The 13,079-nt window shown below is 61.7% G+C and carries 11 protein-coding genes; 9 read left to right on the top strand and 2 right to left on the bottom strand.

Going from position 1 to position 13,079, the window contains the following annotated elements; genetic code table 11:
• Positions 1–5: 5 nt before the first annotated feature.
• A complete protein-coding gene (locus VGN12_04425; GenBank protein ID HEY4308680.1) occupies positions 6–1,382 on the bottom strand; it encodes an efflux RND transporter periplasmic adaptor subunit in 1,377 nt (458 codons plus the stop codon).
• A gap of 310 nt (positions 1,383–1,692) precedes the next feature.
• Between VGN12_04425 and VGN12_04420 the strand changes: the two genes are divergently transcribed.
• Both VGN12_04420 and VGN12_04415 read left to right on the top strand, forming a co-directional pair.
• Entirely contained in the window at positions 1,693–2,364 is a 672-nt protein-coding gene (locus VGN12_04420) for a TetR/AcrR family transcriptional regulator (GenBank protein HEY4308679.1), read from the top strand.
• A gap of 158 nt (positions 2,365–2,522) precedes the next feature.
• On the top strand, positions 2,523–3,908 hold the full coding sequence (locus VGN12_04415; GenBank protein HEY4308678.1) for a DUF2092 domain-containing protein: 1,386 nt from the start codon (positions 2,523–2,525) through the stop codon (positions 3,906–3,908).
• 1 nt (position 3,909) lies between these two features.
• Here the strand turns inward: VGN12_04415 and VGN12_04410 are convergent, their stop codons facing one another.
• Positions 3,910–4,527 (bottom strand): DUF1361 domain-containing protein, encoded by a 618-nt coding sequence (locus VGN12_04410; protein ID HEY4308677.1) that lies wholly within the window; start codon positions 4,525–4,527, stop codon positions 3,910–3,912.
• A 259-nt stretch (positions 4,528–4,786) separates the two neighbouring features.
• On the opposite strand from VGN12_04410, the gene VGN12_04405 reads away from it, so the two are divergent.
• The 7 genes from VGN12_04405 to xseB all read left to right on the top strand — a co-directional run bounded on the left by VGN12_04405 (position 4,787) and on the right by xseB (position 13,038).
• Positions 4,787–6,268 carry an amidohydrolase gene (locus VGN12_04405; protein HEY4308676.1) on the top strand — a complete coding sequence of 494 codons (1,482 nt, stop codon included), beginning with the start codon at positions 4,787–4,789 and terminating at the stop codon, positions 6,266–6,268.
• Between the two features lie 372 nt (positions 6,269–6,640).
• Complete coding sequence (locus VGN12_04400; protein HEY4308675.1) at positions 6,641–8,056, top strand: NAD(P)-binding domain-containing protein; 1,416 nt, start codon at positions 6,641–6,643, stop codon at positions 8,054–8,056.
• A complete protein-coding gene (locus VGN12_04395) occupies positions 8,057–9,226 on the top strand; it encodes a hypothetical protein (protein HEY4308674.1) in 1,170 nt (389 codons plus the stop codon).
• Positions 9,227–9,270: 44 nt separating this feature from the next.
• Positions 9,271–10,212 carry a lipid kinase YegS gene (yegS, locus tag VGN12_04390; protein ID HEY4308673.1) on the top strand — a complete coding sequence of 314 codons (942 nt, stop codon included), beginning with the start codon at positions 9,271–9,273 and terminating at the stop codon, positions 10,210–10,212.
• A gap of 167 nt (positions 10,213–10,379) precedes the next feature.
• Positions 10,380–11,159 (top strand): DUF2071 domain-containing protein, encoded by a 780-nt coding sequence (locus VGN12_04385; GenBank protein ID HEY4308672.1) that lies wholly within the window; start codon positions 10,380–10,382, stop codon positions 11,157–11,159.
• Positions 11,160–11,246: 87 nt separating this feature from the next.
• Entirely contained in the window at positions 11,247–12,374 is a 1,128-nt protein-coding gene (gene hemW, locus VGN12_04380; protein ID HEY4308671.1) for a radical SAM family heme chaperone HemW, read from the top strand.
• Between the two features lie 283 nt (positions 12,375–12,657).
• Positions 12,658–13,038 carry an exodeoxyribonuclease VII small subunit gene (gene xseB, locus VGN12_04375; GenBank protein HEY4308670.1) on the top strand — a complete coding sequence of 127 codons (381 nt, stop codon included), beginning with the start codon at positions 12,658–12,660 and terminating at the stop codon, positions 13,036–13,038.
• Positions 13,039–13,079 lie beyond the last annotated feature (41 nt).

Here is a 13,079-nt window from a genome sequence, read left to right as displayed (position 1 = left end):
GTGGACTACCGGGCTGTCGGCGCGGTGGGAGGAGGCGGAGCCGAAGCGGCCTTGGTTTCGACAATCGTGGCCGGCGGCGGATTAGCGCCCTCAGTTGGCGGCGGATTTGCACCGCCCGCGGGCGGAGCAGCGACACCTGCCACCGGCGCACCGGAGCTTCCTGCGGGTGGCAAACTGGCGTTTGCCGAGGGGCCGCCGTTAAGCGGCCGCGGGTCGACTTCCAGATCTTTCCGCAGACGCTGCAGGCCCGACACGGCGATGCGATCTTCGGGGGCCAGACCTTGCGTGATGACGCGCTTGCCACCCAACAGCATGCCCACTTGCACGCGGCGGTAGACCACGTGATTCTTGTCGTCGATGACATACACGAAGCGTTGTCCCTGATCAGTGGCGAGCGCTTCTTCGGGAATCAACAGCGCCGGATGCGGATCGCCGATCGGGAAGCGGATGCGAACGAACAAACCAGGTGAAAGCAGACGATTCGGATTCTGGATCACGGCCCGCAATCGCAACGTGCCGGTCGTGGGATCGACCTGATTGTCGACGAAATCGACTACGCCCGAGAGATTGAATTGATCCTCGTCCGAGAGGGCGACCTGCACCGTGATCTCGGTCTCGCGATGCGACTTGATACGCCCATCGCGCACCAAGCGACGGAGACGTAACACGGTGCGCTCGTCGATATCGAAGTAGGCATAGATTGGGTGGATCGAAACGATCGTGGTCAGCACGGTTTCATCGGCGCGGACCAGGTTACCAGGGTCGACCATGCGGCGGCTGATGCGCCCGTCGATTGGCGAGAGAACACGCGTGTAGCTGAGATTCAGGTCGGCCAATTCCTTGGCCGCCTGCATTCCCTTGAGGGTTGATTTGGCTTCGGCATGATCGAACGTGTACTGATCGAATTCCTCTTGCGACTTCACGTGATTTTCGATCAGCGGCGTGGCCCGCGTCACCTGGCGATCCAAACGCTCGATGCGCGACTCGTATTGGCTGACGTTGGCCGCGGCCTGATCGGCCGAGGCCTTGAACCAGCGCGGATCGATTTGAAACAGCAGATCGCCGATCTTCACTTCGGCGCCGTCGGCGAAATTGACCTTATCGAGGTAACCGCTGACACGGGCCCGGATCTCGACAGTTTTCATCGCGGCCGTGCGGCCGGTGAATTCCTCGTATTCCGAGACGACCTCTTCGACGGGGGTCGTATACATGACCTGTTGAATCTTGACCGGCGGCGGACCCGCGGCCTTACGATTGCAGCCCGTGGAAGTGGCCAGGCCGGCCAGTAACATCACGAATCCGCCGGCGAGCAGCAGGTTCGTGGCGCGAGCGGACAAGTTGGCCGGTGTCGAATTGTCGCAGTCGATTGCCATATATGACATATCTCGCCGCCTCTTCGCGGCTGATTCGAGTGCTGCTGCCGCTCGGGGGGCGTTGTATTGGGCAGGAGCAGGGTGTCGGGGCAGGAGGGCTCGCCATGGAAAGTATATCTGACTGACTAGTCAGTCAGCCGGCATCTTGGTAGATTATAGACAGGACCGCAGGACGTGCAATATCTGCTCATCGGGGACATTGGAACGAGCAGACGGGTTCGACCGGCCGAGCAGGCGGGGTTCAAACCATTTCGAGGGGGGCATCGGCGGCCGGAATGTTGGGGAGAAGTGGGGGTGGGCCATTTCTGTGGGTAATTTCATGTCAGCGCAGCCAATCCAAACTGCACAATCTACTGAGCCGTGTACGCCGGGACGCCGTGAGGAACGACGCCAGGCGATTATTGAAACGGCCGCGCGACTCTTCGCCGAACTCGGTTACGCTTCTTGCGAAATGGAGCGGGTGGCCTCCGAATTGGGAATCGCCAAGGGGACACTTTATCTGTACTTCTCCAGCAAGGAGGCGCTGTTCTACGCCTGCGTCGATGCGGGCATGCGTCAAATGCAGAGCGTGGTCGGTAAGGCGGCGGAAGAAAACGTCGATCCGATCGAGCGTATTTCACGCGGCATTCGGGCCTATCTGCAATTCTTCGAAGATCATCCCGAACACGTCGAGCTGCTGATTCAAGAACGGGCGAATTTCAAAGGTCGCAGCCGGCCGACGTATTTCGAGTATCGCGATCAGAATCGCGAAAAGTGGCGCCCCATTCATGCCGAAATGATCGCCCGGGGGCGTTATCGCGACGACATCCCGGTCGAGCGGATCATGGACGCGATCGGCAACCTGCTGTACGGCACGATGTTCACGAATCATTTCGTCGGCCGCGCCGTGTCACTGAACGAGCAGTATCAATCACTGGTCGAAATCGTGATGCGCGGATTGCTGAGCGAACAAGAGCGGACTGTTCCGGCCGCGCAGGGGCCGCTCGAGTAAGAGCCCGTTGGGTGACGGCCACTCGACATGGGGGGCAGGGGATGGGCCCACCGACGCCCCGGGGCGATTCTGCCTATAATTCTCTGGCGGTGGTGCCGAATCGCCTGCCGTAGCGCTGAGCGCAGTTTCAGTGTAAGGAAACTAATAGGGAATACGTGATGCGGATTGCAGGGAGATTAGTCGCGTTTGCCGTTCTGCTCGGCGTGATGTTGTGCGCTGATTCACGTGCGCAGATTGTCGGCCCGCGACCGCCGGGAAAGTCCGCGATCGATCCGCAAGTTGTAACCGTCATCAATGCCTGGGGTAAACACGTCACGGAGCTGCCGGGATTTGGCTTCACGGTGCGAGCAACGACACAAGTCAAACAAGGTCAACAGGCCCAATCGCAAGAAGTGACGACGCGGATCGTGGCCGAGCGGCCCAACAAGCTGGCCGTGAGCGCAAAATCGGGCGATGACGCGGCGCAACTTTTTAGCGACGGCAAATCGTTGGTCGTGGCGCTGACCTCGGTGGGAAAATATTTCCTGGACGACACGCCCGATCGCTGGAACAGTTGGGCCAGAATCATCGCCAATCCGGTTCCTTCGGCGATCGTCACCGAGGGAAATGCCGGTCCGATTACCGGGGCGCTGTTGGCCAAGGACCCAGGCGCGACGCTGCTGCGGATGATCGAATCGGCCACCTACGGCGGTGAAGCGATGTTGGGCGATACGAAATGCCATTTGATCAACGCCGTAGGGGACGTGACCGATTGGCAATTATGGATCGATGCCGGCCCGAAGCCGGTCATTCGCCAATTCGTGCCCGACATGAATAAGGGGCTGGCCCGACAAGCGGCAGCGCAGGGCAAAGCGCCTTTGCAAAATGTGCGCGTGACCTGCGTCGTGAAATATACAGACTGGGAAGAGAATCCGCTGTTGGCGGCCGACGTGTTTACGTTCCATCCAACGGCAGGAATGGTGAAGATACCGCTACCTGTCGCGCCGGAAGAGCCGCCGCATCCGCTGCTGGGAAAGATGGCGCCGGCCGCGAACCTGGCAGTGCTGGGTGGTGGCAAACTCGACTTGGCGGCGCTACGTGGCAAGAACATCGTGATCCTCGACTTCTGGGCAACCTGGTGCAAACCATGCCGGATGGCGATGCCGATCGTCGAGCGCGTGGCCGATGAGTTCAAGAAGCAAGGCGTGGTGCTATACGCCGTGAATCGAGAGGAAGAGCCTGAGCTGGTGCAAAACTTTGCCGAGCAGGCGGGCCTAGTGATGAAGATCGCGCTCGATCGAGACGGCCGCGTCTCGGAGGAGTATCAGGCGCAGTCGATTCCGCAAACCGTGCTCATCGGCAAGGATGGCACAGTGCAGGTCGTACACGTCGGGGTCGGGCCGGAATTCGAAGAGGACTTGCGCGAAGAACTCGCAGCGCTGGTCGCGGGGAAGGATTTGGCTGCCCAGAAAAAGGCGAAAGCCGCCGCGGCCAAGGCGCCGACTCAGGCTGGTCCGCCGGTTGCCGGCCCGCCAGTTCCCAATGGCGCTGCCGGGGGAAAATAACCTACCAGCGGCGCTCTCCGTACTCAATCAGCGCGCGATCGACGATCTTGGTCGCGTAGTACAGCACGCACAACACACCGAACGTTGCGGCCATTGCTTCGAGCGGATGCCGGCGCGTGAAGTTGTCGATCGTGGTCAGTGCCAATCTCTCAGGCTGGCTGATGACGTCCCAGCTATTGAATCGCTGAAAGCGCCCCAGGTAGACGCCCAGGCTGACCAATAACGTCAACGCGATCTCACAGGGGAAGACCAGCCGCTCTCGGCCGATGGCCTTCAAATAATCGCCGCAGCGCATCAGCGACAGCACGTGCGCTTGCCAGCCGGCCATCATGAACAGCGCGTATTGCGGAATCAGCACCAGCGCCACGCTCCACACCGGCAGGTGCGGTTCTCGGCGGATGTGGTTCACCAGATGCAGAACGTCGGTCAGCGTGTAGGCCGAGTTCGGCAGAAACAGGCAGAACACGATCACGCCCAGCCACCAGAAAATCCCACGTCGCCAGCGTGGTCGGAACAAAGCGACGGCCATCGCCAAGGGGACCAGAGCCAGCGCCGCGTTCCAGCCCATCCCGAAGTCGGGATGCAGGACACGGCGAATCATTTCCAGACGGTATTCCATCGGTCGGCGCGGCGCGAGCTGGCAGGGACGGATTTAAGGCCGACGGGTTTTATCGGCACTGGTGATTGTCGGACACTTGACGCTTGCGCGCCTGAATTAACATAGCTCAGCGCGGGCGATTTGCCGGCGGCGAGTACGGGGGCCCGCAAGATCAAAAGACTACGCTGCCCCGGCACGGTTTATATGACTTCGCCCGGGGGTGGGTGTACACTGAGAGCCCGGTTCCCCGGTTTTCCTTTCTCGGCAATTCGCAGGTCCGATGCATTCTCGATTTTTCATCGATTGCGGCGCGTTACGGCTCATCGGTTGCTTATGGGGTGCGGCGGTGCTGATGGCGCCGGCGACTTGTCACGCCGATAAAGGAGCGCTGCCGGCGGCCATCGATGCGCGGGCCGAAGCGGCCTGGCAGGCGGCTTTGCAAATCTGGGAATGGGCCGAGCCTGGTTATCAGGAAGAAAAGTCATCGGCGCTGCTGACGCAGATGCTCGAGCGCGAAGGATTCGAGATCGAGCGCGGCGTGGCCGGCATTCCAACAGCGTTCACGGCGACCGCCGGCAGTGGCCGGCCGGTGATCGCGATCCTGGGAGAGTACGACGCGCTGCCCGGCCTTTCGCAACAGGCCGTGCCTGAGCAGTTGCCACGCATCCCTGGCGGATATGGCCAAGCATGTGGGCACCATCTATTTGGCACGGCGTCGGCCACCGCGGCGATTGTTGTGGCCGAGCAATTGAAGAAAGACAAGCTGCCCGGCACGGTGCGCTTCTACGGCTGCCCGGCCGAGGAGGGGGGCGCGGCCAAGGTGTTCATGGTTCGCGCTGGCTTGTTCAACGACTGTGACGTCGCCTTGCACTGGCATCCTGGCAGTCGCAATGCTGCCGGCGATGCAACCTGTCTGGCGCGGATGGCGGCGAAGTTTCGTTTTCACGGCACGAGCGCTCATGCCGCGGCCTCGCCCGAGCAAGGACGATCGGCCCTGGACGCGGTGGAACTGACGAATCATGCGTCCGAGCTGTTGCGCGAGCACACGCCCGATTTGACGAGAATTCATCATGTGATCACAGCGGGAGGGGGAGCACCGAACGTGGTGCCCGATTTTGCCGAGGTCTTCTACTATGTACGGCATCCGCAATCCGACGTTGCCAAGGCCGTTTACGCACGCCTCGTGAAATGTGCCGAGGCCGGTGCGCTCGCGACCGAGACGAAGCTCGAAGTCGATTATTTGGGAGGCACGCACGAGCTGGTGCCGAACGACACGCTGTCGCGAATCACGCTGGCGAATCTACAGGCATTGAATGATCTGAAATTCACGCCGGAAGAGGAGAAGTTCGCCGCACGGATCGCCACGACGCTGCCAAAACCGGCGGCGCTCGACACGTTGCGGGAAGTGTCCGACAACAAGGGAGGGCAGAACAAGGGCTCGACCGACGTGGGGGACGTGTCGTGGGTGGTGCCAACGACCGGATTTTCGACCGTGTGCTGGGTGCCGGGGACGCCGGGTCACAGTTGGCAAGCCACGGCCGCCGGCGGCACAACGATCGGTCGTAAGGGAATGCTGTTGGCCGCAAAGGTGTTGGCCGCAACGGCGTATGACCTGGCGACCAAGCCCGAGGCAATTGCCGCGGCGAAGGATGAGTTGGCGCGGCGCGTCGGCAAGGAAGGATACCAGTCTCTGCTGACGCCCGGTCAGAAGCCGCCGCTCGATTATCGCAAGGCGCCCGTGGTGGGTGGCGTTGCCGAATAGGGACCGAATATTCGGACAACACAATGCAGAGCAGTCGTCGGTGTGCAACATCGCCGCCAAGGACGACCTATATCGTGCATGTGCGTCGAACGGCGAATCGGGGGAAAACGACGCTTGAGCCCCGGAGGGGCGATATTGTGTAGCCGTGGGCGCGAGCCCACGGTAAACCGTCTCGTACTGCGACAAAAGCCCCGTCGGGGCGACATTGATTTTTTAATGTCGCCCCTGCAGGGCTTAAGACAGTTCGTTTTGCGATTAGGTTCCGTGGGCTCGCGCCCACGGCTACATGCTGCCGCCCCTGCGGGGCTAGAACGCCCTCGCTTTGCTGTGACTGGCGACAGCAGTTGCATGACGTTTCGGGTGGAGGATCACATGAGCAAGCTCCCTTATTCGTGCATCATCGGTGCGGGCTCGAGTGGCGTGACCACGGCCAAGGCGCTTATCGAGCGTGGGTTGCCCTTCGATTGCTTCGACCGCAGCGACGATATCGGCGGCAACTGGTACTTCAACAACCCGAACAAGGTCAGCAGCGCCTATCGGTTGCTGCATATCGACACGTCGAAGTCGCGGATGCAATATTCCGACTTCCCGATGCCGGCCGAATATCCGAACTATTGCCATCACACGCAGGTGCTGGCCTACTTTCGCAGCTATGCCGAACGTTTTGGCGTCCGCGAGCGCGTCACGTTCAACACCGGCGTCGAGCGCGCCGAGCGCCAGCCTGACGGTCTGTGGCGCGTGCGGCTGTCGACGGGCGAGGAACGGCTGTACGACTCGTTATTCGTGTGCAACGGTCATCATTGGGATCCGCGCTGGCCTGAGCCTGCTTTCCCTGGCCGATTCGACGGCACGGCGATCCACTCGCATTATTATCGCGATGCCGAGGCGTTTCGCGGCAAGAACGTGCTGGTTCTCGGCATGGGTAACAGCGCGATGGATATCTCGGTCGAATGCAGCTACGTGGCCAATAAGGTCTTTCTCAGCTCGCGGCGCGGAGCGCACATCGTGCCGAAGTATCTGCTGGGACGGCCGGCCGACCATTGGGTTGTTCCCTGGCTGCCGTGGTGGTTATCGCGAAAGTTCATGGCGCCCATGCTGCGGCTGCAGGTGGGCCGGATGGAGGATTACGGTCTGCCTCGCCCGGATCATAAATTGCTGGAAGCTCATCCCAGCGTATCGAGCGTGATTTTGGATCGGCTGGCGCACGGCGACATCCGACCCAAGCCGAACATTGCCGAACTGGCCGGCCCGCGCGTGCGCTTCGTCGACGGGACGAGCGAAGACATCGACGTGATCATCTATTGCACCGGCTACAAGGTGACGTTTCCGTTCTTCGACGAGGATTTCCTCGCGGCGCCTGATAATGATTTGCCGCTGTATTTGCGGATGTTCAAGCCGGGGCTCGACAATTTGTTTTTTATCGGGCTGATGCAACCACTGGGGGCGATTTTTCCCATCGCCGAGCGGCAGGCCTGCCTGGCGGGTGAATACCTGTGCGGCCGGTACACGCTACCCAACTCTGCGGCCATGCAAGAACAGATCGAAGCGGAACGGACGGCGATGTTCCGCCGCTTCGTAAAATCGAAGCGGCACACGATGCAGGTCGATTTCGACGCCTTCATGGCCCAATTGAAGCGCGAGATGCGGGCGGGCGCACGGCGCGCGTCGGCCGTGGGCAACCGTCCGTCTGTCGCAGCGCGAGCGCGCGAGAACCTCAGCGGCGCGATAGCCACCGCGCATTCGACGCATGCCGGCGCGACGCAGGCCGTGCGTGGTGAAGCTTCTTAGGTGGATGAATCCCATCCCGGCGGACAAATGGTCGAAACGTCGAACATGGACCGCGAACCCAAATCAAACAGCCGGCGCTGGCTGCGAGTGAGTCTGCGAGGTGTCCTGGTCGCGCTGACGCTTCTGGCCGTTTGGTTGGCGATCATCAGTAATCGCGCCCATCGCCAGGCGCGGGCGTTGACCAAAATCGAAGGCTTGGGTGGCTACGTCCAATTCATCTACGGCCGCGACGCGCTGGGGCAGCCGATCGAAACCGACAATTTCGAGCTGCGAGATACACATGGCCTGATCGCCGGCGTCACGACGCCCACATGGCTGCGGACGTTTCTGGGAGAAGATTATTTTCGCACGGTCAAACTGGTGAATGTCGGTCGTCGCTCGCCCACGCCGGATGATCTGAGCTTCCTGCATGATTTGCCCGAGGTGTCGGGCGTGTTTCTGTTTCGTAATCGCTCGGTGACGGACGAAAGCCTGGCGCACGTCGCGGGGCTTACGCATGTGGAAGAGCTGGATTTCAGCGGCAGTTCCGTGACAGACGCGGGGCTCGCATCAGTCGCAGACTTGCGCAGCTTGAAACGGTTGTGGATGTACGACATCCCGATCACGGATGCCGGATTGACGCATCTGCAAAAGTTGGAGAACCTCGAACTGCTCGATCTGCGCCAAACCAAGATTACCAACGCCGGGCTGGAGAATCTCGCGCACCTCGCGTCGCTTACGGAACTGGTTCTCGACGATACGCCGGTCGACGACGAGGGATTGATCGCGCTGGCCGGACTTAAACAACTGCAGACGTTGTCGTTGACCCGGACCAACGTTCATGGCCCAGGTCTGGCGCACCTGGCTCAATTGAATCGCCTGGAAGGGCTTTATCTTCACGAAACCCCGCTCGATGACCGCGGGCTGGAGTTTGTCGCGCGACTGCCGACTCTCAAGCAATTGAGTCTTGGGCACACCCAAGTGACCGATGCCGGACTTGCGCGGTTGACACAGCTCACGACACTCGAATTCTTGTCCTTGGCCGAAACCGCGATCACCGATGCGGGCCTTGCGGAGTTGGCGAAGCTCTCGTCGCTGAAAGAGTTGCAAATCTTGAAGACGAACGTCACGGACGTCGGCGTGGCCCAGTTGCAAAAAGCTCTGCCGAATTGCAAGATCACGGCCAAGTAGCCTCCGACTCCAGGCCGTTGCCTCGTAGTAAACTTTATGACGCCATGAATAAACCCCATTGTCGCATTTCCCGCACGCTGCACGTCATCGTCAACGGCAAGGTGGCGGGCGATCCGCGCTTGCGCGAGGCGGTGCGTGTCGTGCGCGAGCGTGGGCATCGGATTCAGGTCAGCGTGACTTGGGAATCAGGAGATGCGGCACGTTTTGCCCAGGCCGCGGTCACGGAATGTGATTTTGTCGTGGCGGCCGGCGGTGACGGCACGATCAATGAAGTGGTCTCGGGCCTGATCGAGAGCAGCGCGGCAGACGCAGCAAACCCGACCCGGGCGGCGTTTGGCATTCTGCCAATGGGGACGGCCAATGATTTTGCCCGCGGTTGCCATGTGCCGACCGATGACCTGACGCAGGCACTCGTCGACGTAGCCGAAGGAGTAGTGACGCCGATCGACGTCGGACGCGTTAATGGTCGGACGTTTATCAACGTGGCCACCGGCGGATTCGGCACACAGGTCACGGTCGAGACTCCGCCCGAGGTGAAGCGACTATTAGGACGCGTGGCGTATTTAGTATCGGGAGTCGCGTCGATCGGTCGTTTGCAAGCGCGGACGATCACGGTTCGAGCGCCGGACTTTAATTGGCACGGGGCGAGCTACGTTTTCGCCGTCGGCAACGGCCGCCAGGCCGGCGGCGGATTTCAGATGTGCGAGCATGCGCTGCTGAACGACGGGCTGTTGGACCTGATGGTCGTCCCGGACGTTCCTTACGATCAGGCGCTCGCGCTATTGCGCGAGTTGCTCGCGCCGCCACCGCACGAGAACTATCAGAGCGTGATCTATCGCCAGGTGCCGTGGGTCGAAATTTCGTCGACGGCGGGCCTGTACATGAATCTAGACGGCGAGCCGCTCGCGGCCGAGACGTTCCGCTTCGAGTTGTTGCCGCGAGCGCTGCGCGCTGTTCTGCCGAAGTCGGCGCCGGTGGTTCGTTAGAACCCCGTCTAAGAAACCCTTGCTTGCGCTGCGGGCCGGTGTTGATGGCGCGTAAGCTGACGCAGATGGCCGTTAATTTGCGTCTTCTCTTGCGGTTCGTGCCCTAGGTGCGGCAGAGCTAAGCCGCCTTGGATTTCGCAGTTTCGTGTAGCGCAGGAGGCAATCCCATGTCCGTCATGGCTGAGGAAATTGATCGTGCGACGCCAGCCAGTCGTCCTGCGGGAGGTCCCGCCGGCTATCACCATTGGCATGACTTGTTGTTCGTGCACTGGCGCGTCGCACCGGAATTGGTAGCCCCGTTGCTGCCGCGCGGGCTGACGCTCGATACCTTCGACGGCAGCGCCTGGGTGGGGCTGGTGCCGTTTTCGATTTCGGGATTGCGGCCCTGGTGGTTCCCGCCGGTGCCGGGCGTGAGCGCGTTCCACGAAATCAATGTTCGCACGTACGTACACCACAAGGGGCGCGACCCGGGCGTCTGGTTCTTCAGCCTCGACGCGACCGGTGCGCTGGCCGTGTCGGTGGCGCGCTGGTGGTGGAACCTGAATTACAGACACACGGCGATGTCGGTGCGCGTCACGGAAGAGATTGCCCATTACGAAGCGTCGCGACGTGGCAACGGCCGGCGGGGTGATGCGCATGTCGTGGCGCAGATCGGACCGCTGCTGGGAGCGGACGAGCCTGCCCGACCATTGCCGGCTGGCCGTACGTTGCCGGGGACGCTCGAACATTTTCTGCTCGACCGGTACATTCTGTTCGCACAAGCGGGGAGCGGCCCCTTGTATCGCGGCGTCGTTCATCATTCGCCGTACGTGATTCACGAAGCCCGCTTGCTGGCGTGCGAACAGACACTGCTGGCGGCCAACGGCATCGTGACCGGCGGCCAACCCTGCCACGCGGCGTACTGCCCGGGCGTCGAGGTCGAGGTATTCCCGCTACGACGGGTGTGAAACCTCGGGCATCGGCGACTGATAGAATGCATCACGGTCCGCAGTTGCCGCGGTTGCTGATCCCGATTCTTTCGTCGCTCGTTTTGCATGCCTGCTCGCGCTGCTTACATTCACGTCCCCTTTTGCCGGCATCATTGCGGGTACTGCAACTTCACGGTCGTCGCAGGGCGCGATGATCTAACGCAGCATTTCCTGACGGCGATCGAGCGCGAGCTGGCGGGGCTCGAGACGGCGCGGGCGGTGGACACCGTGTTCATCGGTGGTGGCACGCCGACGCATTTACCGCCGGCGCAGCTCGCCGAACTGCTCCGTATCATCCGGCGCTGGTTCGCGTTATCCGCGGGCCATGAATTTAGCGTCGAAGCGAATCCGGCCGACATCTCGCCCGAGGTGGCGCGGATTTTGGCCGAGCATGGGGTGACGCGGGTCAGCCTGGGAGCACAATCGTTCGACGCCGACAAACTGCACACGCTGGAACGCGATCATGGTCCGGATGATATTACCCGCGCCGTCCAGGCGATTCGCCAGGCCGGTTTGCAGGCGTCGCTCGACCTGATCTTTGCCGCGCCGGGTGAAACGGCCGATGGTTGGCGCGATGACCTCGCACAGGCAATAGCGCTCGCGCCCGATCATGTTTCAACATACGGGCTGACTTTCGAGCGCGGCACGACGTTTTGGGGGCGATTGACGCGCGGCGAGCTGCGGCAGGCGAACGAAGAACTCGAGCGCGAGATGTACCTGACGGCGATCGATACGCTCGGTGCCGCCGGGTTCGAGCATTATGAAGTGTCGAACTTCGCGCGGCCGGGCAAACGCTGCCGGCACAACGAAGTTTATTGGGCGGGCGCAGAATACTTCGCGGCCGGGCCCGGCGCCGCGCGCTATCTCGATGGCCGCCGCGAGATGAATCATCGCAGCACCACGACCTGGATGAAACGGGTGCTGGCCGGCGAATCGCCCGTGGCCGAAACGGAAACGCTGTCGCCCGAGGATCGGGCTCGCGAGGGATTGGTCCTGGCGTTGCGGCGGCGCGAGGGAATTGCGCGAGAGGTTTTTTCAGAGCGATTCGGATTCTCGATCGACTCGCTCGCAGGACCGGCGCTACGCGACTTTGTCGCCCGCGGACTATTCGAGGATGATGGCCACGCGCTGCGGTTATCGCGCGAGGGGCTGCTGGTGAGCGATGCCATTTGGTCAAAGCTGTTGCGGCGGTAAGCGGTGATCGCGACTCTACTCCTCTCCCTCCGGGAGAGGTCGGGTGAGGGGGAACTAGCAGTGGACCGTCGTTGCGAAACGCGGCCCCCTCACCCTACCCTCTCCCCCGCGGGGGAGAGGGGTTAAAAGGAAGCGTCGAACTGTCCCTGCAGACCGTCGCGCCGGTGGCTGTACTTCGTCTTGCTCGATCTGATATCGTGACGCTGTGACCCGCGCACGTCGCGGTCGCTGCCGCTACCTCTACTAAGACATCCCACCGAAGCGTTTCGTGGAGCCCCCGACTTTGAGCGACGAGCAACCCGACGGTACGACCTCGCCCAGCTTCGAGCACGCTTTGACCGAGCTCGAAACGATCATGCACGACCTGGAAGAGGGGCGGTTGGGCCTGGCCGAAGGCCTCGCCCGGTACGAGCGCGGCGTCGGCCTGTTGAAGCAGTGTTACGAGCTGTTGAGCCATGCTGAGCGGCGGATCGAGCTGTTGTGCGGCGTCGATGCTGACGGTAACCCCGTCACGCAACCCTTCGAACCGGGCCCGGAGCAGAGCCTGGAGGAAAAGGCTCAATCGCGAGGAAAGCGGCGTTCGGCGGCTCGGCCGGCCAAGGCTGCCCCCCCGCCTTCCGAGGAAATAAATGACGTCATAGACGAACCTCGTGGCCTCTTTTAGAATGACGATCGTTGATTCGTCCGCCCCCTAGCGCCCCCTAA

It is taken from the genome of Pirellulales bacterium (genome assembly GCA_036499395.1).
Taxonomy (GTDB): domain Bacteria; phylum Planctomycetota; class Planctomycetia; order Pirellulales; family JACPPG01; genus JACPPG01.
The sequence above is the reverse complement of the archived record's forward strand: the minus strand, read 5'-3'. Positions and strand labels throughout refer to the sequence as shown.